The organism is Pedobacter sandarakinus (assembly GCF_026240095.1).
GTDB lineage: Bacteria > Bacteroidota > Bacteroidia > Sphingobacteriales > Sphingobacteriaceae > Pedobacter > Pedobacter sandarakinus.
On record NZ_JAPIVG010000001.1, the window covers coordinates 1,111,717 to 1,137,261 of the forward strand.

Here is a 25,545-nt window from a genome sequence, read left to right on the forward strand (position 1 = left end):
GGAGATGGCCGTTTTTCCCCCTGTTTTTAGGGTTAATTTTGTTTACGTCTTTTTGTTTTGGCCAGATTACCATTGGAACCGTTGATAAAGGTCCATTCGCACCTGGAAGCACCATTGCAGCGCCATTCAAAATTGCCAACGGTTGTACTGAAAAAGGCAACATCTTTCAGCTTTATCTGTCTGATCAGAATGGGAATTTTGGCTCGGAAAAGTTGATTGGAACTTATACGGGTTTCTATAGCACATATGTCAATGGTGTTATCCCAACTTCGGGTATTGTGCCAGGTGTTGGTTATAAGCTCCGCATTAAGACAACAAGCCCAGTTTCAGTAAGTACAGAATCCGCTGCATTCGAAATTAAGGCAGCCTCGGCTGTAGAGGCGAAACTTACATCAAATTACTTAAATGCCGCAAATACCGAGACTTTTGGTACTTGTATTAGTAAAGCCAACAATCAGTTTTTCATCAACAATGAGTCCACTAACTCTGCTTCCGTTACAGCAAGCATTACCAATGAGCTTTTAGGGGGTACAACCGCGTTAAATTTTCCTACACCCATTCAAAGTTTTGTTGCCGATCAGGCGCATTATACAATTCTTGCAAAGGCGGTAATGCCCGATGGTACTGTCGGCACAAAGGCTTATCTCTTAATTAACAATAGAACAATAACCGCCTTCGGAACTTCGGGAAATAACATTGTTTGTTTACCTGTTGGGCAATTGGAGTTCAATGTTGATTTTACCTCGGTTTCTGGAATCCAAAACAACTTTCCCGGCGATATTTATACTATTGTGTGGGGCGATGCAACTTCAACAGAATATACCCTTTGCGATATCAAAAACAATGGAGGTAAGGTTGGGCATGCTTATAACAGGTCGTCTTGCGGAAGTACCTCGATAACCAGTGCCGGTACTATTTTCAATGCCTTTCCTGTAACGATAAATGTTTCTAATACTTTCTGCGGAACGGTAGGTACACCCGTATCTTCTTCTGCAAAGGTGGTTGTAAAACCCACCAATTCGTTTGCTTTTACCTCTCCGGGATGTACAAATACCAACATAACTTTCGAAAACACTTCTGTTTTAGGAGAAAACCCCGACACCAACACCCCTGAATGTTCGCCCAATATTATCACCTATAATTGGTTTATTGATGGTGTAATCACTGCTGTTAATAAGCCACGATCTTTTAACCTGGTTACCAAATTCTTAACGCATGGCGAACACATCATTAGGCTCGAATCTACAAGTTCGGGTGCCTGCGATGCTGATCCTGTGGAGATGAAAATCTGTATTCAAGATCCACCAAAACCTATTTTTACATTACCCCAAACGACCATTTGCTCGGGTAGTATTTTGAAGCCAACAGATCTTTCTATTGTTGACAATATCTGTGATGCTGCAAATGTTTACTCATGGAGTGTAACACCCGCTGTAGCTTATGCGAATGGTACCAATGCCGCTAGTAAATCTCCCGAATTTAATTTCGCCACTCCGGGAGTTTATACTATCACTTTAAACATTACAACGCCCTCCTGTGGATCGGTGGTATCATTGCCTCAAACAGTAATTGTTAATTCATCTCCAACTGCCACGCTTTCGCCAGATTTAACACTTTGTAACCTGGCCACTTACGATTTCAATAACACAACATCCAGTCCTACTAAAACCATAATCTCCGGAACTGCCCAGGAAAGCTCCGATACATATACCTGGGTTGTTGTGCCTTCTGGTCCTGGTACTTATAGTTTTGCATCAGGAAGTAATAACAAATCCAAATATCCTTCAATAAAATTTGATAGCTACGACACCTATACTGTTAGTGTAACGCATAAAAACAACTGCGGATCGGTTACTGCTACCCAAAAACTCACTTTTACAACGGCACCTGTTGTTAATGCAGGTCCGGATCAAACCATTTGTTTCACAGAAGCGGGCTTTAACCTTTCGGGAGTTATTACTGGAACCACAAGTACGCAAACCTGGGTTGGTGGCAGCGGTACTTTTACGCCAAATAGAAATGCACTGAATGCCGTTTACACGCCTACGGCTGCAGAAAAAAAGCTTGGCACAGTTACCCTAAGGCTACGGGCTACAACTGCGCTTGCCGCACCTTGTAATCAGATTGATGATGACCTGATCCTTACAATTAAGCCAGATTTAGGATTGACCTCCTCCTCTTCTATTACCATCTGCAGTGGAAATAGTGTAGCCTATACGCCTGCCAGTGCTGTGAGTGGTACAGTATTCAACTGGACCGCTAGTGGAACTTCAAATGTGACGGGGTTTACATCTTCAGGAACTGGCAATATTAATGATGTGTTGACCAACACAAATCTCGCAGCCAACGGTACGGTAACCTACGTTATTACACCGAGCAAAGATGGTTGTACAGGCACTCCTTTTAATCTGGTAGTTACGGTAATACCGAAACCTAATGTAACAGCTAGCGCCGTAAAAATGAGCATTTGCAATAACAGCGGAACTTTCATCACATTAACATCGAACGCACCAAATATCAATTACCTATATAACAGTAGTGTGACGGGTAGTATCACTGGAAACACAGATCGCCCGGTTGCAACTTCTTCAAATCAAATTGATGATATTCTTATCAATACCAGCAATGTTTCCGGATCAGTTACGTACACTATTACCCCGGTAACGGCAGGAGGATGTGTGGGTATTCCAACTTCCATAACAATTAGCGTAATGCCAAGCGCTACGCTAGCCAATGCGGGGGCAGACGAACGCATCTGCAATGCCACAAGTTATACCCTTAAAGGCAATGCTGCCATTATCGGGAACGGAAAATGGACAATTGTTAATGCTCCAAACCCTGTAACTTTTTCTGATGACACTAAAAGCAACGCTATAGTTTCAGGTTTACTTCCTGGCAACACTTATGTGCTTAGATGGACAATTAGCGATGGCATTTGTAGCAGTAGTAATGATGATGTACAAATTACTGTTAACCAGCCAAGCTTTGGTGGCACTTCTGGTACGGATTTAGACCTTTGTTCGGGGATTAATACCGGAATAATATCCTTAACAGGGCAGGTAGGCGACATTGTAAGATGGGAGAAATCAATCGACAATGGAACCACATGGTCTACAATATCCGCTACAACAAATCCTTTAACATTCAATAATTTGATTGTAACTACCAAATTTAGGGCTGTAGTTCAGAATGGGATATGTTCAGAAGCGGTGTCATCTGTTACTACCATTACAATTAACCCAGCTACCGTAGTAGCAGATGCTGGGGCTAACCAAAACATTTGCAGTGGTAATGGTGTGGCGCTAAGCGGAAATAATCCAGCACCAAATAAAGGATTATGGACGCTGGTATCAGGACAAAATGGAGTTTCCTTTGCCAATCCAACGTTGTTTAATACGGGTGTATCTGGTTTAGTTTCTGGTGAAGTATATACTTTCAGATGGACAATTTCCGGCTTTGCGGGCTGTCCACCTACATCATCTGAAACTACAATAACTTATTTATCTCCAATTACAAACACCATTGCATTGTCGCCTTTGCCAATCTGCAGTGGTCAGAGTGTTACCATTAGCGGCGATATACCTACCGGTGGATCAGGTGCATTCACTTATCAATGGCAAAGTAGCACCGATGGAACTACCTTGATAGATATTTCTGCTGCCAATAATAAAGATTTAACAGTTTCGAATTCGGTTTCTACCTTTTACAGAAGATTGGTAAACAGTACCATATGTACTTCGGTTAGTAACGAAGTTAAGGTAATTATACTTCCTCCAATTGGAAACAATCTGGTTTCTGCCGACCAGGCCATATGTTTGGGAAACCCCATTACACCTTTAAGGGGCACCACTCCAACAGGAGGAACAGGTATTTATAATTACCAATGGCAATTAAGTATAGATGGATTAAACTACACAGATATTCTGGGTGCAATCTCCATCAATTATACACCCCCGCAACCAACGGTAACTCAACTTTACAGGCGTGTAGTAACCAGCGGATCTTGTGGCACAGATACAAGTGCCGCAGTTAAAATTATTGTAAATCTTCCGGCGAAGGCCGCATTTACTGTAGCAACAGACCAATCTTGTGCGCCATTTGTAATCAATGCAACTAATGTTGTAGCCACCCCATATCCAGACCGGAATGCTACCTACACCTGGTTTGCTAACAATGTGCAGATTGGCACGGGCGTAGATTTTCCAGGTTATACCATTGCAAATCAAAATCAAACTGTTGTAATCAAACTCGTGGTAAGTAGTAGCCTAGGATGTAGTGGTGATGAAATTTCGCATACGTTTTCTACACCACAAAGTGTAACAGCTTCTTATACCCAAAATACTACGCAAGGCTGTGGCCCACTAAATGTGCGCTTTACAAACACCTCTAACTCTTTAACTGCAGCAACCTTTAAATGGGATTTTGGGAATGGCACTACCTCCAACTTAGCGCAACCTCCTGCTGTTATCTACCAGCCAGATGCAAGTGGCAAAGATGTTACCTATACCATAACCTTGACGGCAATAACCTCTTGTGGTGTTACCACCCAAACATCTGAAGTGTTTGTAAAGGCTTTGCCGGTAGCTATTTTTTCACCAGATAAAACAGCAGGATGCTCTCCATTTACGGTAACTTTCAGCAATACCTCACCTGGCAATAGCGGCACTTATACTTTCGATTTTGGAGATGGTACAACGATAACCAAAACAGATAAAAGTAGTGTTTCGCATACGTACACAACATTGGTGGTTAAAGATTATGTGGTGAAAATGGTTGCAACTAACGAATGTGGTACGAACGAATCGTCTTACACGATCAATGCTTCTCCAAATAATATTGTGGCCGAGCTCGTTGTAAATAGTAATCAACTTAAAGGCTGTGCGCCGTTTAAAGTAGATTTTTATAACAATACCAAAGGCGGAAACAATTTTGTTTATGATTTCGGCGATGGAAGCACTGCGTTAACCCACTCGGCTCCGGAAGTTGTATCACATACCTTCTTGAAGGCTGGAAAATACAAAATCATACTTTACGCATCAAACGGCTGTTCCAATGCGCAAACAGAAGAAGAAATAGAAGTTTTGGTGCAGCCCACAGTGAGTTTTACCGCCGATAAAATAAGTGGCTGTGATGGGGTAGAAGTGAAGTTTAAGAATAGTACCAAAGATGCCATTGCTTATTTGTGGGACTTTGGTGATGGCACCACCTCAACAGCTTTCGAACCTACACATAGCTTCAAAGGCGTAGGCAAGAACTTTGTAGTGAGCCTAACCGCTATTAATAGTTTCGGTTGCAGCAATACCGTAACCTTACCACAAACCATATTTGTTGTTCCTCCGCCAACAGCTAACTTCTCAGTAACGCCTGGCAATGAAACAGCTATACCAAACTACACCTTTGGTTTTAAAGATGTAAGTATTGGCGCCGCCACATGGGAATGGAACTTTGGTGATGGTGCTGTTTCTACCCTGCAAAACCCTAGTCATACGTACGCTAACGAAGGCACATACACGGTAACACTAAAGATCTTAAACAAAGAAGGCTGCTCTGCCACCACCACCCAATCGGTAAGAATTATTGGCGTACCTGGAAACCTGAATGTACCCAATTCTTTTATGCCAGCCAGCGCTAAAAACGAAATCAAGACTTTTAAGGCTAAGGGTCGGGGAATTAAAGAATGGAAAATGTCAATTTTTAACAAATGGGGACAGCTTTTATGGGAAACCACAAAGCTTGATGATGGGGCGCCCTTAGAAGGATGGGATGGAACCTATAACGGACAGGAACAACCCCAAGGTGTTTACTATTGGAAAATTGAGGTGAAATTTATTAATGGGTCCGATTGGAAAGGCATGACATATGATTCGTCTGCTCCACGAAAAACTGGTGTAATATATTTAATAAGATGATGAAGAGGTTGATATTCTGTTTGCTGCTTTCCATATTGTCTATCATTTGTTTTGGGCAAGACCACATCTATTCGCAATTTTATAATGCGCCAATATACCTTAACCCGGCTTTAACCGGCCAATTTGAAGGCGATATCCGGCTGAATGCACTTTACCGCAATCAATGGACAGGTTTAGCAAGCGATTTCTCCTATATCAGCGCATCTGCAGATTTAAACTTACACCAAATCAATAGTGGTATCGGGCTGATTTTTAATAGAAGTAGTGAAGGAACAGCTTATCTGCTTAAGAACAATATCGCCGCTAGCTACTCCTACATTATCGGGGGAGACGATTTTGCAATATCTTTTGGCCTGCAGGCAGGTATCACCAACCAAACCTTAAATTGGGACAGACTGGTATTTGGCGATCAGGTAGATATAAATACAGGGTATCTGCCTGGAACTATCTCTGGAGCTGAACGGCCAAATGTAGATAGCCGTTTTTACCTCGATGCCAACGCGGGCGCAAACCTCGTATACGGCAATTTTATGATGGGAACGGCTGTACATCACCTAAACAAGCCCGATGAATCGCTTTCTGGGTTTCAGGCAAAACTACCAATGCGTGTTTCTGCCAACATGAGCTATAAGCTTACTCTCATACCAGATCAATACGATCGGGATGGGAGTTACCTAATCCCTTCCATAGTAGCATACAAACAAGCAAACGTGTTTTCATTTAGCTTAGGCACCCAGTACAAATATGCAGGTATTAACGCCGGAGTTTGGTACCGTAATGATGGTGGTACCAATGGAAACGATGCCATCGTTTTCTCTGTAATTTTTGATATTTTCAATCGGAGAACCAATGGTGAAAAAATAAGATTGGGTATTAGTCATGATGCTACAACTTCTAAAATAAACTATACCAATACCGGTGGAACCTCAGAAATAGGCGTCGGCTATGAGAAATATTTTCCAAATAGTTCTAATGGCGGTCGGGCAAACGGGTTAAGATGTTACGATTTTTACTAATTTGCCTTAATAAAACAAGGCAATGAACGAGATCATCGATAATAGTCATTTCATCACACAAAGTGAAGTAAATAAATTTCTTTTAGCCACGTTGCTTTGCGGGTTAATAGGTGCCGAACGTGAATACAGAAGCAAATCTGCTGGCTTAAAAACCATGATGATGATTGGTTTAGGTGCTACATTGTTCACTATCTTGTCCATCAAAATTGGACATAGCAGTCAAGACCGTATTGCATCCAATATTGTTACAGGTATTGGTTTCTTGGGCGCCGGTGTAATTTTTAAAGAAGAAAATAGAGTTAAGGGCTTAACCACAGCTTGCATTATCTGGATTGTAGCGGCTATTGGAATGGCTATTGGTTCGGGTTATTACGAGCAGGCCATTGGTGTAACTGGAGTGGTTTTGCTAGCGCTTATTGTGTTTCCATTTTTAGAAGAAATTGGCGACAGGCGGTTTACCAAACGCGTATATCGTATTGTTAAGAAACAACATACCCATGCCGATTTAGAAAGCTACGAGGAAGTGTTTAAAGAAAACAAGTTAAAGCCACAGCGGGGAAAACACCAATTGGTAAACAACATCATTACAGGCAACTGGACGGCCACAGGCACGCCCAAAAATCACCAGAAGTTTGTAGAACAAATGCTTAAAGACGATCAGATTTTGGAATTCGATTTTTAACGATTAATATCTTTCCTAACCGAATTAAACAATGCTGTTCTTTTTATTTGCAACGCCAATTTCTTTTCTTCAATTACCATAGTATCCGATAGCTTGTCGTGCCAGGGGTTGCATGGTGTTCCATGTGCGCTGAGGAAATTTAAAGGAATTGCCCGCATGATATTTCTGCTAAATGATTGTACGACATTAATGTCGCTACCATCTAGCTTTACTGCTTTTGTTTTGGTGATGAGTTTACCAATAGACTTGCCATTAGATGCCACTTCTATAAACGTCATCAATATACCGTAAAGAATTAAACTAATTAAATGGTCAGAAATTCCATTATCAAGGTGTTGAAGTAGATCAGGTTTGAGTAATCCAATTACCAACATAAAAGAATACATCAAACAGTAAAAGAAGATAATATCTATGAAGTAGTTGATGAATCTTAAGGTAGTACGAGCACGACAATATTCTAGATCCAGATTATAGTAAGTACTGTTGGAATCCATTTTCAAGCGGTGTTAAATTTAGATTAAGGTAAAGAATTTAATTAGTTTCCAGAGATTAATTTAGATGAAATCCTCAAAAACAATCATAGCTTTGTATAACTAACTTGCTTCATGATTAAGGAACAAATTTCAGTTTTCGATATTTTTAAAATCGGTATAGGTCCATCTAGCTCACATACGCTTGGACCATGGCGTGCTGCCCAACAATTTACAGCATCGCTAACCCAACAAAATTTTATCAGTGAAGTAGAAGGACTAAAAATTTTGCTTTACGGTTCGTTGGCCAAAACCGGCAAAGGGCATGGTACTGATGTAGCAATCCTGCTTGGGTTAACAGGTGCTGATCCGGTTACGTTCAATGTAGATGCCGTTACGCCAACATTCGAAGGGATCCAAAGGGATAAAAAACTAAATCTGGCAGGTAAATTAATTATCGATTTCGATTACAATAGCGACCTTTTGTTCCTCTTTGCTGAGAGTTTACCCTTCCATCCTAATGCGGTAACCTTCCAGGCATTTTTAAAAAGTGGGAAAGCTTTTTCTGAAACCTATTACTCTATTGGTGGTGGTTTTGTAGTTAAAGAGGGTGAAGATAACAGTCAGAAGCTTCAGGTAGATTTACCTTTCCCGGTAGAAAAAGCAAACGAACTATTGCATTGGTGTAAGTCTACAGGTTTAAAGGTAAGTGAAATTGTATTAGAGAATGAACTGGCTTGGCGACCAGAAGCTGCAACAAAAGCTGGTATTTTACAGCATTTCGAAGTGATGAGAGACTGTATTTATCGCGGTTGCCACACCACGGGTTTTCTACCGGGCGGTTTAGATGTTGCCCGAAGAGCCTTCCCGCTCAATAAAAGGTTAATCAAGAATGTAGGCTATCATGATTATAACTCTTGGGTAGAAGCCATTAGAAAAGGAGGCAATGGGTTCAATTATATTTTAGATTGGGTAAGTTGCTTTGCATTGGCCGTTAACGAAGAAAATGCTTCGTTCGGTAGAGTGGTAACCGCACCTACAAATGGCGCTGCAGGTGTTATTCCTGCAGTTTTGCAATATTTTATTACCTTTTGCGATGGCTACTCCGAGCAAAAGATTATCCAGTTTATTGCCTGTGCTTCAGAAATTGGCAGCATATTCAAAAAAGGTGCAACCATTTCTGCCGCAATGGGTGGTTGCCAGGCAGAAATCGGTGTTTCATCGGCCATGGCTGCTGCGGCATTAACCGAGTGCCTGGGTGGTTCGCAGAGGCAGGTGCTTATGGCTGCAGAAATTGCCATGGAACATCACCTGGGTTTAACCTGCGATCCAATAGGTGGTTTAGTTCAAATCCCCTGCATTGAGCGCAATACCATGGGTGCAATAAAGGCCATCACAGCAAGTCAGCTTGCGCTTCAAAGTAACCCCGATAAGGCAAAAGTAAGTTTAGATGCCGTGGTAAACACCATGTGGGAAACAGCTTTAGATATGAATGCAAAATATAAAGAAACATCAGATGGTGGTTTGGCCACCAACATTCCCATTAGCTTGCCAGAGTGTTAATTTATTGTTGTACTATACCAACCTTGAATAGGTTAAAACCATCCACCAAATTCCAGTTGTTATAAATGACAATACTATCCCAATACCTACCACTAAATTAGAAACCTTTGGGTTTAAGTTATATTGTTCGGCCACAACACCTGCTGTCAGGAGCGTTGGCATGGCCATTTCGAAAATGGCTATTTTGGTAATCATCCCATTAAGGCCCAAAAACAAAGCAATTGCTGCAACCACAGCTGGCGCCAGCATTAGCTTATATAATAGCGCAAAGCTAATGTGTTTTAACTCGCTAAACCAACCACCAAATTTTAACTGCAGGCCAATGGAAAATAAAGCCAAAGGACCAACAGTACCCGCTAATTTATCAAACAAAACATTCAATGGATTAACATCTATATAATGTGGTATGATTAAGGCCAAAATACAGCCAATAAGCGGCGGAAAGGTTAACAGTTTTCTCAAAACCAACTTAGGGCTTAACTTTTGTTGCTGCGAAGAACGAATCGCTACAATTATTCCGATAGTAGATAACAATGTAAATGTAACCTGATCGCAAATGATGGCTATTGCAAGTTCTTTCTCGCTAAAGTATGCCACAATAAGCGGGAAACCGATAAAAGAGGTGTTGCTTAAACCACTTACAAGTTTCAACCCGCCAGAGGTTGCCTTACTTATTTTAGTTAATCTGCCATACACGGTAATAAATAACCACCCTAATAGCCAGACACAAATAGGCGCTAAAGCAGGGAAGAGTAAATCCTTTGTCCAGGCAATATGAGGTAAATACTTAAAAGAAACTGCAGGCAGTGCAATATAAATAATCCAGGCATTAATGCCTCTATGTGCATCTTTAGGCAGCGTTTTACTTTTTCTAAATAAAATCCCGGCTATTATGCATATGCCAATAAGTATAAAGTTTGCCATTCAGCCTGTAAATTTAACTGATAAAAGAAAACGCCAATAAAAAATTTATCAGCGTTTTAAGTGGTTATGCAGTTGGTTTTGGTTTTTTCTTAAACCAGACCTTCTTTTTGCCATTATTTTTTTGTGGTGGTCTTTTCTCTTCTACATGGGTAATTTCTATCCCGGCAATATGTTCTGGTAAAGGCATCCGTTGTACGGGTTTCTCTATTAGTTTTTCAATATTGTCAAATTTCCGCTTATCTCTACTATTTACGAGGGTAATGGCAGTGCCCTTTGTTGCTGCCCTGGCCGTTCTGCCAATACGGTGCACATAATCCGCAGGATCGCCAGGTACATCGTAATTAATTACCAGGTCGATTCCCTCCACATCAATTCCCCGAGACAACACATCGGTGCCAATCAAAATTGGCAACCTTCGGTTTTTAAAAGCAAGCAAAATATCTTCGCGTTCTTTTTGCCCAAGGTCAGAGTGGAAAGCCTCGGCTTTTATTCCCAAACTTTTAAATGTTTTATAAAGCGCCTTTACTTTCTCTTTAGTAGAAGCGAAAATAATGCTGCTTTTGTATTTATCGTCTTTAAAAAGATCTGTTAATAATGCCTGCTTTTGTTGGTCGTGCAGGTTATAGGCCTGTTGGTCAATCCCCTCGGCAGGTTTAGCTATCGAAATGGTAATTTGCTGCGGGTTATGCAAAATTTTGGCCGCCATGTTTCTTATTTTCGGCGCCATTGTTGCCGAAAATAAAAGCGTTTGCCGTTTTTTAGGCAAATAGCTAATAATGCGGATAATGTCGTCATAAAAACCCATGTCTAACATGCGGTCTGCCTCATCTAAAATTAAATGTTGCAGATGCTCTAGTTTTAACACGCCAGAAGAAAGGTGTGCCATTAAACGCCCGGGGGTAGCAATAATGATATCAACCCCTTCACGCATCGATCTTTTCTGTTGTTCGTAAGCAATGCCATCCCCGCCGCCATACACCGCAAGCGAGCTAATGTTGGTAAAGTAAGCCAAAGCCTCTACTTGCAAATCAATTTGTTGCGCAAGCTCACGCGTAGGTGCCAAAATCAGCGTATTATTATGTCTATCCGCGGCCCGGCTAATCTTATCCATTACAGGCAAAAGATAGCTTGCCGTTTTTCCTGTTCCGGTTTGCGCACAGGCAATTAGGTCATGGTGATCCAAAATTACCGGTATGGCTTGTTCTTGTATAGGAGTAGCGCTTTTATACCCCATAGCCATCAGGCCTTCGTATAAATCGGGGTTAAAGTTAAAGTCGTTAAAATTCAATCTGTTATATTTATGTATTTTAACAAAAGTACCTCAAATTAAGGCCAATAGCAAACATGATTTAACTTCTATAATGGGTAAAGCAAGTTCCCAAGTAAATCGGCTGCGCTAGTCCTGCTTTTTGCTGCAATCTTTTTGTTAAAGTTTGGTGCTAATTGAGCTGTTAGGTACAAAAAGTATTTTCGCGGCAATCAGGTTTATTGTACGTACAACAGTGCTGCTATTTGGCCACCTAAACCCGACCGTAGCGAGATGCCCCAAAATGCTTACCAAGTTCGATTTTAGTATTGCATAACACCTAGCAGAAAACTTGGGGCAGCAGCGGGGGCGGGAGCAAACTTAGCTATGAGCCACCGTCACTGCTTTCCAAAAAATGGTTAATCACGCTTATGGCATTTTGGATGCGATCCTCGCCCAAGCCGCTAATAACTTTATACTTTGCTTTCAGGCTTGTAAGTTCTTTGTGCCAAACCTCCATAAAATACTCACGTTGATTAGGGAAATCGCGTAGCGGGTCATCTTGCCAAGGCAAATCGATATCCATCAATAGGTATAGATCGTAAGGGCGTTCTGGCAGCGCATCTAACACCAGCTGAGGCGTTTCTCCCAGCATCTCATCGCTCCATATTTTCACCGTAACAAAGGTGGTATCACAAATAATAAATCCCTTTTCATTAGTTGCCAGTACAGCATCCTCTAGTGCTAGCTGACCATAATACATATTTATTTCATCTTGAAGTGTATAAGGTGCTGCAAGGTTTTCGCAATAATAACGGGCATATTCTGGCACCCAAGCTACTTTATAATGTTTCGCCAATTGTTTAGAAAGGGTAGACTTGCCAGTACTTTCAGGGCCTACAATGGCTATTTTTCTAACAGGAATATTCACATCAAAAATTATGAACCCAAATGTAAGTGAAAAAGGAGTAAAAGAAAAAATCCGGTTGAGGAGGGCTCCTCTAACCGGATAATAAACCAAACAAACTATTTATGAAGAAAATCCTCATGGCGGTTAACTACTCCGCGGAGGAAGCTTTAGATCTTTTTCTAAAGTATATACAAAACGCATATATGTTCTGCTTATTACAACATTATTGCCAATAATATGGCGCCAACGCTTTCATGACGAAAACATGACTTCGTGTGTAAATAACACTATAGAAATGTTACATTTATCCAAGACATTTTTGGGAATGATGCACGTATAACCAATAGTTGTCTAGAAACTATGTAGTGCTGTGTATGGAAATAAAGACAAAAAAAACTTAAATATATATACAGTGTTCTGTTTCTACGACAAAACAATATGTTTTATTATGCGTTGTTAAATAGCAGTGAGTAATAATCTAAATTTAATAAAATGAAAAAGTTAGGGCTTTATATAATCATGTTGGTGTGTTCATCGGCGCTTTTTGTCGCTTTTACACAAGTTAGGGTTGGTGGTATTATAGGGAGGGTAGCGCCTTCAGATGCGATTGTAAGCGTTTCGCTTGCTGGTAATGCAGATACCGTTAAGGCAGAATTGAGTCAGGGTGCTTTTACGTTTACCAATTTAAAAGAGGGAGTATACACACTGTGGATCAAGGCTAATGCGCCGTATAAAGATACCATGATCGAAAAAGTTGCTGTAAAAGATAGCGCCACAACAGACTTAGGTGAGATTAAATTACAACAATAAGCAACATCAACTCAAGGCTAGATAAAAACTCCGGTTCGTATGGTACAACTGCGTTAGCGCTACAGCAGTGCCTCTATAAATTTCTTTTTCGCTTTTAAAATATTCAAGATTAAATCTCTTCTGGCAATAAATTCTTCGCTAATCATCAAACTTCGCTTGTTTTTCCTTTTTATATAGTGCTTACACTGCAATTTTGGTTTAAACTGAGATCGTTTTTTTACAGTCGAAACGAGGTTTTTAAATTTTAAAAAAATAGGCTAAAAACCACTTCAAAAAACCTATCTTTGCATCCCGACAGAACAGTTGGGATTTTCATCTTTCAAAAAGCAAAAAACCTACTTGCTTCTTCGCCGTAAAAGGCCAAAAACTTTAGAATTTTAATTATTTGTATTAAGCTTATTATGCCTAAAGACACTTCCATTCGCTCAGTATTAATTATCGGATCAGGACCTATTATTATCGGTCAGGCTTGCGAATTTGATTACTCGGGCTCTCAAGCAGCGCTATCTTTAAAAGAAGAAGGTATTACCGTTTCAATTATTAACTCCAATCCGGCTACAATTATGACGGATAAAGTTATTGGCGACCATGTTTATCTACGTCCGCTTTCAGTTGATTCTATTGAAGAAATTCTGCAGGAGCACATTGCTTCTACTGATTTACCGAAGATTGATGCTGTATTGCCAACAATGGGCGGCCAAACAGCGCTAAACCTCTGTAAAGAAGCAGAAGAACGCGGCGTTTGGGAGAAATACGGCGTAAAAGTTATCGGTGTGGATGTAGATGCAATTGAAAAAACCGAAAATCGCGAATCTTTCCGCCAGTTAATGGTAGATATAGGTGTTGGTGTAGCAGAATCAAAAATTGCCAACTCTTTTTTAGAAGGTAAGGAAGCGGCACAACAAATTGGCTTTCCATTGGTAATTCGTCCGTCTTATACTTTAGGTGGTTCTGGTGGTGGCTTTGTACATAGAAAAGAAGAATTTGATGCCGCTTTAAAACGTGGTTTAGAAGCTTCCCCAACCCACGAGGTATTGGTAGAGAAAGCGGTTTTAGGTTGGAAAGAATATGAATTAGAGTTATTAAGAGATAGCAACGATAATGTAATTATCATTTGCTCAATCGAAAACTTCGATCCGATGGGAATCCATACCGGAGATTCAATAACTGTGGCACCTGCAATGACTTTATCAGATCGTTGCTACCAGGAGATGCGCAACCAGGCCATTAAAATGATGCGTGCCATTGGTAACTTTGCTGGCGGTTGTAACGTACAGTTTTCAGTAAATCCGGCAGATGATGCGATTATTGCAATCGAAATCAATCCAAGGGTATCACGTTCATCGGCATTGGCAAGTAAGGCAACTGGTTATCCAATCGCGAAAATTGCAGCCAAACTAGCCATCGGCTATAATCTCGATGAGATTGAAAACCAAATTACAAAAACAACTTCAGCATATTTCGAGCCTACTTTAGATTACGTAATCGTAAAAGTTCCACGTTGGAACTTCGATAAATTTAAGGGCGCTAACAAAGAGCTTGGTTTGCAAATGAAATCAGTTGGCGAGGTAATGGCCATCGGTCGTACCTTTATTGAGGCATTGCAGAAAGCCTGTCAGAGTTTAGAAATTAACCGAGCAGGTTTAGGCGCTGATGGAAGACAAAATCGCAACATCAACGAAATAATGGATGGGTTGGAACATGCTTCATGGAACCGTTTGTTTTTAATTAAAGATGCGATGACAATGGGTGTGCCGTTAGAATCAATCCGTAAAGTAACCAAAATCGATAAATGGTTTTTAAATCAAATTCAGGAGTTGGTTGCCCTAGAAACAGAACTTAAAAGATATTCGTTAAATAACATTCCGCAAGATTTCTTCTTTACACTTAAGCAAAAAGGTTTTTCTGATATTCAGATTTCCTGGTTGTTAGGTAACGTAACGGAAGATGAAGTTTACGATAGGCGTAAAGCGCTCGGCATTAACCGGGTGTATAAAATGGTAGATACTTGTGCTGCAGAATTTCCAGCACAAACACCATATTACTACTCATCATTTGATGAAGAAAATGAATCGGTACCAACCGACAATAAAAAAGTAATTGTTTTAGGCTCTGGACCAAACCGCATTGGCCAAGGTATAGAGTTTGATTATTCTTGTGTACATGGTTTGTTAGCGGCAAAGGAATCGGGCTTCGAGGCAATTATGGTAAATTGTAATCCAGAAACTGTGTCAACAGACTTCAACATGGCCGATAAGCTTTACTTTGAGCCGGTTTTTTGGGAGCATGTTCGTGAAATCATCGAGCTGGAAAAACCAGTAGGCGTAATTGTGCAGCTAGGTGGACAAACAGCACTAAAAATGGCTGAGAAGCTTACCGAAAAAGGAATTAAAATTATTGGTACCTCTTTCGAAAACATGGATATCGCTGAAGATCGCGGTCGCTTCTCAGATTTATTGAAAGATTTGGATATTCCGTACCCGAAATATGGGGTGGCAGAGAATGCTGAAGAAGCCATTGTGGTTGCCAACGAAGTAGGCTATCCGGTATTGGTTCGTCCGAGTTATGTTTTAGGCGGGCAGGGAATGAGTATTGTAATTAATGACGAAGACCTTGAGAAAGCTGTAGTTAAACTATTGGGCGATTTGCCAGGAAACCGCGTGCTGATTGATCACTTCTTAGATCGTGCAGAAGAGGCAGAGTCCGATTCTATTTCAGATGGTGATGAAGTACACATCGTAGGAATGATGGAGCATATTGAACCTGCAGGAATTCACTCTGGAGATTCGTTCGCAGTGTTACCTACATTCAGCTTATCAGAAAAGGTTACTCAGGCAATGGAAGCATATTCAATTAAAATCGCAAAAGCTTTAGATGTACGCGGTCTATTAAATATTCAATTTGCCATTAAAGATGAAAAGGTTTATGTGATAGAGGCTAACCCACGAGCCTCTCGTACGGTGCCTTTCATCGCCAAAGCATACGACGTGCCTTACATTAACATTGCAGCGAAAATTATGTTAGGTGTAGCCAAGTTGAAAGATTTCACCATTACACGCAAGTTAAAAGGCTATGCAATTAAGGAACCTGTTTTCTCTTACGAGAAATTCCCGGAGGTAACAAAAGAACTCGGACCTGAAATGAAGTCGACAGGTGAAGCAATACGTTTCATTAAAGATTTGGAAGATCCTTACTTCCGCAAGCTTTACAAAGATAAATCGATGTATTTAAGTAAATAAATAAAAGCCCGATGAATTTCATCGGGCTTTTTGCTGCAATCAACTTTAGGTCGGTAAAAGTATTTAGCCACCTGTGCATGCTTAATTTTTCATTCTTCCCTGCTCAGTTTCTGTTCCCGTTGTACGGCGTCGGGCAGGTTTAATTTCATTTTTACCAAAACGGTATGTGAAGGTAAGGCGGGCTATACGGGTTTCATTTTTTTGATTTACACTATAACTTAAACCAGGAAAAGCGCTAGTAAGGTTATTTTCTGAAATGTTAAAAATATCAGAAAAAGCAAATTTTAAGCTGGCTTTCTTGCTTAATAATGATTTACTTAATGCTGCATCTATATAATACCTCGCTTTTAAATTAAGTACACCATAATTAAGGGACGATTCATAACTGCCATTTAATTCTGCAGTAAAACCATTAGCAATGGTAAAGCTCTGTTGCGATTTAAATTGAAAGGATGTTTTTCCTGTTTTTAAAGCGCTTCCTGCTAAATTGGGCGACTCGAAAGCCAAATAAAACACCGTTAAATTATTATTCGTTTGCCACCACTTGGTTAATTGTACCGGAACGTTGAGGTTAGCGGTATAATTATCATTTTTGGCAATATTCGCATTGGTTTGGTAGAGTGCTTTCTGTGCTTCATCAGGCAAAATAACCTCTGTAATCACATCGTTTACACGACTATAACCCAGTGTTAACATGTATTTCTGTAACAAGGTATAGCTCAACTCGAAGTTATGCGTGTATTGTGGATTTAGAAATGGGTTTCCTTTGCTATAAGTGTACTGATCCAAATAATAAATAAAGGGGTTCAATGCATCATAACTAGGGCGATCAATTCGCCTGCTGTATGAAATGCCAATTTGATTATTTTTATTAAGGTTTTGTTGTACAAATAAGGTGGGGAAGAAATTCCAATAGCTACGTTCAACTACAGTGTTGTTGGTAATAAGGTTGCCTTTAGAGTTAGTTTGCTCTACCCGCAAACCCAATTGCAAGCTTGTATTTTTAAATTGCTTGTTAACATTGGTGTATGCGGCATTTACATTTTCATCGTACACAAACTGGTTGCTTCGGCGCACATCGTTTTGCCAACTATTGTTTACCAGTTCTTCTGCTTGTAAATTATTATCTGTTTTTACCCAACTGCTTTTTAAACCTGCCTCTAGTTTAACACTTTTGCTTAATGCTACATTGTAATCTACCTTAAATGCTTTAATATCGATTTTAGAGGGGGTATTGTTACGGATGTAGTTTTTAGGGCGAATGCTGTTACCATTAGCAAAGAGGTATTCGTTTTCATAGTTAGAGCCATCGTTTCCAGTATATTTTGAATAGTCAAGATCTGCCGATATTTCTGAACCAGCCGTATCTAAAACAGATTTATAGTTTAGGTTGTAGGATAGATTATTATATTTATTAGTTTGTAAACTATTAGATAACAAGGTAGAATCTGTGTTTACGAAAGAAGAACCGATTAAAGTATGGTTTGTTGCGTTTTCTGTTCCATTGTTAAGGTAGCCATTTACCAACACACCGATTGTATTTTTGCTATCAATGAAATAATCTAAACCAGTTTTAAAATTATTGTTTTGCTGCTTTCTAACACTAGTACCAGATTGCATAAAATAAGTATCTGGCGATCCATTGGAAATCCTGTCGATGGCAATGTAGTTTTCTCTTTCCACTCTACCATAATTGTAGTTTCCAAACACGTTAAATTTTTGCGTTCTATGGTTAAGGTTTAATCCCGTATTTCCACGAAAATTTTTACCGTAGCCCAAGGTGGCAGTTGCACTTCCATTGGTGCCTCCATTTTTGCTTTTTTTGGTTTTAATATTGATGATTCCCGAATTACCAGCAGCATCGTATTTGGATGAGGGATTAGTAATCAGCTCAATCGTTTCTATTTCTGAACTTTGCATGTTCCGCAATAAATTGGCCACATCGGCACTGCTCATATAGGTTTGTTTTCCATCTAGCTGAATCAGTACACCTTGTTTGCCCATCATCGAAATTTTATCATTTTGATCGATGCTAACACCTGGCGCTTTCTGTAAAACTTCTAACGCCGTAGAGCCCGTCATGATGGCGCTGTTGGAAACGTTCATTACCATTTTGTCCATTTTTCTTTCGATTAAAGGAACCGTTGCCGCTACCGTAACTTCTTTTAGGTTTTGAGCGTTTGCACTTAGTATGGCCGTTCCAAAGTTAATGTTGCTCGCTAAATTATTAACGGTAATTGTTTTACTTTTCAAGGTTTGATAGCCCATGCTACTGGCTTTATAAAAATACTGTCCACTTTGAGCTATTAAAAACGAGAAGGCACCATTTTGATCTGTCAGTGCGGTTTTTACCACACTAGAATCGGTTGCGTTAAAAAGTACAACAGTGACAAAATCAGCAGGTTTGTGGTTTTCATCGGTAATGGTGCCAACTAAGTTTGTTTGTGTTATTGATTGCCCGAATGATTCACCAGCAAGAAGTATGCTGAAGAAGATGAGCAAAATGGCGTATAGTTTTTTCATAATTTAATCTTTACCTATTCAAAATTTTGGGCAAAAGCAAACCCGGCACGCCTCTTCAGCGTATTTGACTGCTTACCCTTTGTTTAAAGCTTTTTTTGGAAACGACGCGTTCCCCGGTGTTTAGTTATGAATAAGACGAGGACAGTTTAAAAAGGTTACAAAAGACGAGAAAATTTGCTTCTGCTATCGGTAACCAGGTGATTGTAAGACAAAAAAAAACCGCAGAAATGTTAGTATATCCAACTTTTCTGCGGTTAGCAATCGATTTTTCAGGTTTATTTCATGCCTAAAATGTCAACCCCTTGTTCGAAAACAATATCTACCGGAATACTTTTTTTTGTTAAACGATCTAAATCTTTTTGAAGCAAGACCGGAATCATAGCCTTTTCTTTTTGTGCTTTTTCTACTGCTGCTTTATCGCCGTTTCCTTGCAAGGTGATAATGAATGCGCTTAAATCATTCATTGCTACGGCAAACTTATCAAAGTTTACTTTGTATGTTCCGTTTGCGGTACGTTCGAATGCACCTTTTTCTTGGAAATAATTAAAACACTGCATATTGGCTTTGCCATGCGCTTCAGAAACACCAAACCTTACCGAGCGCAATATGCCCGCCATAAAGGTGGTGTAGTAATCTTTAATGTCTCCAGTAAGTTCTCCCTTCTTCAATAATCCAGTTACCATATACAAGCCCAAAACATCTGCTTTCCCTTCTTCCAACCAGCTGTATTGCTCTTTAAGTGCTTCGCGAACATAGCCTTTTCCGCTTATTGTCTTTTTAATTCCTAAACCATGTGCAACTTCATGAAACATTACATTCGCAAAAAAAGCGTCGAATTTAATGTATTGCTGTTGGTCAGCATCTATCAATTCTTTTGCGATGGGCACCAGAATTTTATCAAACTTGGCTTGCATCGCGTTCTTTAACTGCGAACGGCGGGTGCCTTTTTCTTGTTGAATTTTTTCGTCGTTTGGCAAATTTACGGCAATCGTTTTCGATCCGGCATTGCAATCGCCAGCATAGTAAACTACATCGTAAGCATTAAGTTCAGCATCGGTACCTGGGGTTTCAGTTTTGTATTTGGCGGGCACCGGAAGATTTTTTTGCAGTTCAGGTAGCATTTTAACATACTTGGCCAGGCGCTTGCTCCATTCTTTATCCTTAATTAATACATAGGCTTCGTAGCTGGTACGGGCGTTGAAAAGTTTATCTTCATAATTTTCTATCGGACCAATAATAATATCCAACCCGTTGGTTTTCATGTCTAACCACGCATAATCACTCGCTGTAAAATTATCGCTCACCAAAGCATCAGCCCTTAAGTTTAGGTACTTCTTAAGGCCTGCATCTTCTGCAATTAAAGCTGCCTGTTTTAGCAATGAACTGGCTCTTTGCAGTTCGGCGGCGAATAACACGTGGTACGGAACTGTAGTCAACTTGCCGGTGCTATCCTTCTGAATTACGGAGTAAGCACCGAATTTATCGGCTAATTTTGAACTTTCAATTTCTTCTTTTTTTATCCCGTAAGGATAAAAAGATGCGCCCTCTGGTTTATTGCCAACGCCTGCAACAAATGGTTTATCATTGTTTAATCTATCCCACGGGCCGTAGTTAATGTTCACAAATTCGCGTGTTTTCTCATCCTTTATGGTAGCGAGCAAACTATCTCTTTGTGGATAGGTTTGTCTCCAATACAATTCGTCCATTATTTCTGCAGCTTGTATCAGCAAGGGTAAAATCTTCCTGTCGCTTACGCTTAAGTCGTTTATATTGGTGGTTAATTTTATCCGCTCATAAATGGGTAACCTTGCTGCAACGTAATCCGCAAGGGTGTCTTTTTGCACCACTGTGGTTTCGTTACTCGTTGGTTTATTGTTATTTGTACATGCCGAAATTAACACCGAGCTTAATGCGGCGGCGGTAATTAAGAACGTCGATTTGTAAATCTTTCTCATGATAATAATATTGATGCTAAATTAGTAAAATTTGAAAGGTTTATAGAAAGTTTGATGTATTGCTTCATTTTCGCCTAACTTTGCAAATCAATTTCAATCCAAACCGTTAATATGTTTTTAGCAAAGTTTCCTCTTTTTAAAAGTCTTTCTATTGCAGCCTTTGTATTTTTAGTGGCTGGATGTGGATCAAATAAGTATGCAGCTACAGAGAAAATCTATAAGCAGAAAAGTAAAGATTTTTCAAAAATCATTCGTTCTACACCTCCTCAAGGCCAGCTTTATGATACCTTAAACCCCACCAATCAGCTTTGGGTTGGTTCCGTAAATTTTGGGATCAGAAAACCAAACTTCGTAATTATCCATCATACGGCGCAAGATAGTTTAATGCAAACCATTAAAACTTTCCATTCTACGAGAGCGGGTACCAGTGCGCATTATGTAATTGGCAGAGATGGAAAAGTGGTGCACATGGTGAACGATTATTTGCGCTCTAACCATGCCGGCGTAGCAAAATGGGGAAAGGATACCGATTTAAATTCTTCATCTATTGGAATAGAATTGGATAATAATGGTACTACAGACCCGTGGCCTGATGCGCAAATCTATAGCTTGGTTAAATTATTAGCTACGCTGAAAAAAACTTATAATATTCCAACTGCGAACTTTATCGGCCACGCAGATATTGCACCTAAACGCAAGCCAGATCCAAATAATTTTCCATGGAAGAAACTGGCTTTAAAGGGCTTTGGTTATTGGTATGATGATGTGCTAAAAAATCCGCCTGCCGACTTTGATGGTGCAAATGCTTTAAAGCTAATGGGTTACGATACCAGCGATTTGGGCGCTGCAGTAACTGCATTTAAACGTCACTTTATCCAGACAGACTTAACGCCAAAGCTTACACCTGTAGATTTATTGGTGTTGTATAATGTTTACACAAAATATTAAAGCACATTCAATCAACTCCATACGTCATACCTTATTCAAGTTTTAGGAAAAATCAAAAAAAACACGGATGAATCTCGATTCACCCGTGTTTTTTTTAAAATATCGATGCTATTAGTTTGGTTTCTTAAAAGTATCTTTCAACGTTACCGTTCTGTTGAAAACCAAATGATCGGCTGTAGAGGTTTTATCTAAACAAAAATAGCCTTTACGTATAAACTGATAGCGGCTATCTAGATTTGCATCTGCCAAAGCAGGCTCTATATAGGCTTGTGGAATTACCTTTAAACTTTCCGGATTTAGATAATCTTTAAAATCGCCTTCTTCTGCATCTGGCGTTTCAGAGGTAAATAAGCGGTCGTACAAGCGGATTTCAGCGGTTCTGGCGTGTGCCGAACTTACCCAGTGAATGGTACCTTTAACGTTGATGCCACTGGTATCGTTTCCACTTTTTGATTCCGGGATGTAAGTACAATGAATTTCGGTAACATTGCCATCTGCATCTTTAACAAAATCTTCACATTTCACGATGTAAGCAAATTTAAGACGCACCATTGCTCCAGGCGCCAAACGGAACCATTTTTTAGCGGGTACTTCCATAAAATCTTCACGCTCTATCCAAAGTTCTTTGCTAAAAGGAATCATTCGGGTTCCGCCACCATTTTCTGCTTCAGGATTATTTTCGCCAGTTAACATTTCCGAATCTTGTTCATAATTGGTAATAACCAATTTAATTGGATCCAACACGGCCATTACACGGCTGGAGGTTTTGTTTAAATCTTCACGAATACAAAATTCCAATAAGCTTAACTCAATAAGATTTTCGCGTTTGGCAATGCCAATTCGTTCACAAAATTCTCTCACACTTTTAGGTGTAAACCCTCTTCTCCGTAAGCCAGAAATGGTTGGCATCCGTGGGTCATCCCAACCATCAACTAAATTTTCGTTTACCAACTGAAGCAATTTGCGTTTGCTCATTACCGTAGAGGTAAGATTTAAACGGGCAAATTCGTATTGTTTAGAAGGAAAAATGTCTAATTTTTCAATAAACCAATCGTAGAGTTCGCGGTGAGAAACATATTCTAATGTACAGATGGAATGGGTGATGTTCTCGATGCTGTCGCTTTGTCCATGTGCAAAATCATACATGGGGTAGATGCACCATTTATTTCCTGTACGGTGATGCTCGGCATGTTTTATGCGATAGATAATAGGATCACGCATTAACATATTCGGACTAGCCATATCTATCTTAGCCCTTAAAATATAAGCACCGTCAGCAAAATCGCCGTTTTTCATTCTGGTAAAAATATCCAGGTTTTCCGCAACAGAGCGATCACGGTACGGGCTATCTTTTCCTGGTTCTGTAGGGGTTCCCTTCAAGGCTGCAATTTCATCAGCTGTACTTTCATCAACATAAGCCAAACCTTTTTCAATTAGCCTGATAGCGAAAGCATAAAGCTCGTCGAAATAATCTGAAGCGTATAATTCATTCTTCCAGTTAAATCCCAGCCATTTTATATCTTCTTGTTGGCTATTTACATACTCTGTTTTTTCAGTTACCGGATTGGTATCATCAAAGCGTAGATTGGTGTAGCCGCGGTATTTTTGTGTTAGTCCGAAGTTTAAGCAAATGGCCTTTGCATGGCCAATGTGTAAATACCCGTTAGGTTCTGGCGGAAAACGTGTAACTAACGTTTTATACTTGCCACTATTAAGGTCGTTCTCAACTATTTCTTCTATAAAGTTCAATGACTTTTCTTCACTCATAAAAACCTGTAAATTAGGAATGCAAATGTAAAAAGATTGGGCGGATTTAAGTAATGAATAATAAATTGAAATACAGGGGCACTGGAAACTTAAAATCTGGCGTTCTACCTCTTCAAATAATTTATTCAATACACGATTAATTATTCTAAAGATTGGGAACAGCGTATATCTATTTCGATCGCCTTGTAATTCTGTATTCCTTTGTGTTTTCGTATTCCGTCAAAATCGATACATTTACATCAACTTAATATTCATTATGAAATTATTAAATAGACCAATACGCGTTTTAGTGGCTAAAGTTGGACTAGATGGACACGACCGTGGTGCAAAAGTTATTGCAACTTCGTTAAGAGATGCGGGGATGGAAGTTATTTATACAGGCCTGCGCCAAACGCCAGAGATGGTGGTAAATACGGCTTTGCAAGAAGATGTAGATGCTATTGGGATTTCAATTCTTTCGGGTGCGCACATGACGGTTTTCCCTAAAATTATTCAATTTATGAAAGACAAACAATTAACCGATGTGCTGCTAACCGGAGGAGGGATTATTCCAGAAGGAGACCGTAGAAAACTTTCTGATATGGGCGTAGGAGAACTATTTCCACCTGGAACAACTATGGCAAGCATCGTCGCATACATCGAAAACTGGGTCGCAGAAAACAGAAATTTTTAAGCTATGTCATATCAGAATCTAATAACAGAACTTACAGACAATATTTTACACATTACCATTAACCGCGAGAAAGCATTAAACGCCTTAAATAGCGCCACGCTTTCCGAATTGGCCGAAGTGATTGAGTTTGCCGGGGAAAACAACGAGGTGCGTGGTGTACTGCTAACAGGCGCAGGTGAAAAAGCTTTTGTAGCAGGTGCAGACATAAAAGAATTTTCAGACTATGATGCCAGGCAAGGAACTGAATTGGCAAAAAATGGGCAGGCAAAGGTGTTCGATGCGATTGAGCATTCAAAGAAACCTTTTATTGCTGCTATAAATGGTTTTGCTTTAGGAGGAGGTTTGGAGCTTGCCATGGCTTGCCATATTCGTATTGCTGCCGACCATGCTAAATTAGGCCTACCTGAAGTAACGCTTGGGCTTATTCCGGGATATGGGGGTACGCAACGTTTAACACAATTGGTTGGAAAAGGAAAAGCGATAGAGTTGATTATTACAGCTAACATGATTGATGCTACAGAAGCACAAAAAATTGGTTTGGTTAACTACGTGGTTCCACAGGCTCAGCTACACGCAAAAGCCCACGAGCTTTTCGCGGCGATTAAACAACGTGCTCCATTGGCAGTATCTGCAGCAATTAAGGCTGTAATTGCATCTGTAAATGGTGCTGAGGGGTACGCAGTGGAAATCGAAGCTTTTGGAAAATGTTTTGACACAGGAGATTTTAAAGAAGGCGTTTCCGCATTTGTAGAAAAAAGAAAACCAAATTTTAACGGAAAGTAGTTGTTTTGTCTAATTAATTATCAAACTGGAAAAAAAATGTGTAGAAAAAATTTCCCAAATAGATTTTTTTTTGCTAATTATGTGTGTCTATTTCAGATTGCTCATCGCTAGTCCCCTTCATCATTAA

The 25,545-nt window shown here is 39.9% G+C and carries 16 protein-coding genes; 9 read left to right on the plus strand and 7 right to left on the minus strand.

Features of this window, described 5'->3' with window-relative positions; genetic code table 11:
* The first annotated feature begins 38 nt into the window (after positions 1–38).
* The 3 genes from OQ268_RS04755 to OQ268_RS04765 are packed head-to-tail and all read left to right on the plus strand — an operon-like array spanning position 39 to position 7,607.
* Entirely contained in the window at positions 39–5,909 is a 5,871-nt protein-coding gene (locus OQ268_RS04755; RefSeq protein ID WP_265854953.1) for a PKD domain-containing protein, read from the plus strand.
* Positions 5,906–6,925 carry a PorP/SprF family type IX secretion system membrane protein gene (locus tag OQ268_RS04760; RefSeq protein WP_265854954.1) on the plus strand — a complete coding sequence of 340 codons (1,020 nt, stop codon included), beginning with the start codon at positions 5,906–5,908 and terminating at the stop codon, positions 6,923–6,925. The genes OQ268_RS04755 and OQ268_RS04760 overlap by 4 nt, the downstream gene beginning before the upstream one ends.
* Before the next feature lie 22 nt (positions 6,926–6,947).
* Positions 6,948–7,607, plus strand: coding sequence for an MgtC/SapB family protein (locus OQ268_RS04765; RefSeq protein ID WP_265854955.1), 660 nt, complete (start codon positions 6,948–6,950; stop codon positions 7,605–7,607).
* Here the strand turns inward: OQ268_RS04765 and OQ268_RS04770 are convergent.
* A complete protein-coding gene (locus tag OQ268_RS04770; protein WP_265854956.1) occupies positions 7,604–8,101 on the minus strand; it encodes an RDD family protein in 498 nt (165 codons plus the stop codon). The genes OQ268_RS04765 and OQ268_RS04770 overlap by 4 nt on opposite strands.
* Before the next feature lie 111 nt (positions 8,102–8,212).
* Between OQ268_RS04770 and OQ268_RS04775 the strand changes: the two genes are divergently transcribed.
* Positions 8,213–9,640 (plus strand): L-serine ammonia-lyase, encoded by a 1,428-nt coding sequence (locus OQ268_RS04775; RefSeq protein ID WP_265854957.1) that lies wholly within the window; start codon positions 8,213–8,215, stop codon positions 9,638–9,640.
* A 12-nt stretch (positions 9,641–9,652) separates the two neighbouring features.
* Here the strand turns inward: OQ268_RS04775 and OQ268_RS04780 are convergent, their stop codons facing one another.
* The 3 genes from OQ268_RS04780 to OQ268_RS04790 form a co-directional block, all read right to left on the minus strand.
* Positions 9,653–10,564 (minus strand): AEC family transporter, encoded by a 912-nt coding sequence (locus OQ268_RS04780; protein WP_265854958.1) that lies wholly within the window; start codon positions 10,562–10,564, stop codon positions 9,653–9,655.
* 64 nt (positions 10,565–10,628) lie between these two features.
* Complete coding sequence (locus OQ268_RS04785; RefSeq protein ID WP_265854959.1) at positions 10,629–11,852, minus strand: DEAD/DEAH box helicase; 1,224 nt, start codon at positions 11,850–11,852, stop codon at positions 10,629–10,631.
* A 343-nt stretch (positions 11,853–12,195) separates the two neighbouring features.
* On the minus strand, positions 12,196–12,741 hold the full coding sequence (locus OQ268_RS04790) for an ATP-binding protein (protein ID WP_265854960.1): 546 nt from the start codon (positions 12,739–12,741) through the stop codon (positions 12,196–12,198).
* Between the two features lie 471 nt (positions 12,742–13,212).
* Here OQ268_RS04790 and OQ268_RS04795 point away from each other — a divergent pair, with 471 nt between their 5' ends.
* Positions 13,213–13,530 (plus strand): carboxypeptidase regulatory-like domain-containing protein, encoded by a 318-nt coding sequence (locus OQ268_RS04795; protein WP_265854961.1) that lies wholly within the window; start codon positions 13,213–13,215, stop codon positions 13,528–13,530.
* Between the two features lie 401 nt (positions 13,531–13,931).
* Entirely contained in the window at positions 13,932–16,769 is a 2,838-nt protein-coding gene (gene carB, locus OQ268_RS04800; protein ID WP_265854962.1) for a carbamoyl-phosphate synthase large subunit, read from the plus strand.
* An 81-nt stretch (positions 16,770–16,850) separates the two neighbouring features.
* On the opposite strand, the gene OQ268_RS04805 is transcribed toward carB, so the two are convergent.
* Together OQ268_RS04805 and OQ268_RS04810 are read right to left on the minus strand one after the other, a co-directional pair.
* The gene (locus OQ268_RS04805) at positions 16,851–19,292 is read right to left on the minus strand and encodes a TonB-dependent receptor domain-containing protein (RefSeq protein WP_265854963.1); all 2,442 of its coding nucleotides are present in this window, start codon (positions 19,290–19,292) and stop codon (positions 16,851–16,853) included.
* Between the two features lie 275 nt (positions 19,293–19,567).
* Positions 19,568–21,247, minus strand: a complete 1,680-nt coding sequence (locus OQ268_RS04810) for a dipeptidyl-peptidase 3 family protein (protein WP_265854964.1) — start codon at positions 21,245–21,247, stop codon at positions 19,568–19,570.
* Between the two features lie 111 nt (positions 21,248–21,358).
* On the opposite strand from OQ268_RS04810, the gene OQ268_RS04815 reads away from it, so the two are divergent.
* Positions 21,359–22,195: an N-acetylmuramoyl-L-alanine amidase gene (locus tag OQ268_RS04815; protein ID WP_265854965.1), complete on the plus strand. Its 837-nt coding sequence runs from the start codon at positions 21,359–21,361 to the stop codon at positions 22,193–22,195.
* 111 nt (positions 22,196–22,306) lie between these two features.
* On the opposite strand, the gene OQ268_RS04820 is transcribed toward OQ268_RS04815, so the two are convergent.
* Complete coding sequence (locus OQ268_RS04820) at positions 22,307–23,962, minus strand: glutamine--tRNA ligase/YqeY domain fusion protein (protein ID WP_265854966.1); 1,656 nt, start codon at positions 23,960–23,962, stop codon at positions 22,307–22,309.
* Positions 23,963–24,218: 256 nt separating this feature from the next.
* Between OQ268_RS04820 and OQ268_RS04825 the strand changes: the two genes are divergently transcribed.
* Together OQ268_RS04825 and OQ268_RS04830 are read left to right on the plus strand one after the other, a co-directional pair.
* A complete protein-coding gene (locus OQ268_RS04825; RefSeq protein WP_265854967.1) occupies positions 24,219–24,635 on the plus strand; it encodes a cobalamin B12-binding domain-containing protein in 417 nt (138 codons plus the stop codon).
* 3 nt (positions 24,636–24,638) lie between these two features.
* On the plus strand, positions 24,639–25,418 hold the full coding sequence (locus OQ268_RS04830) for an enoyl-CoA hydratase/isomerase family protein (protein ID WP_265854968.1): 780 nt from the start codon (positions 24,639–24,641) through the stop codon (positions 25,416–25,418).
* Positions 25,419–25,545 lie beyond the last annotated feature (127 nt).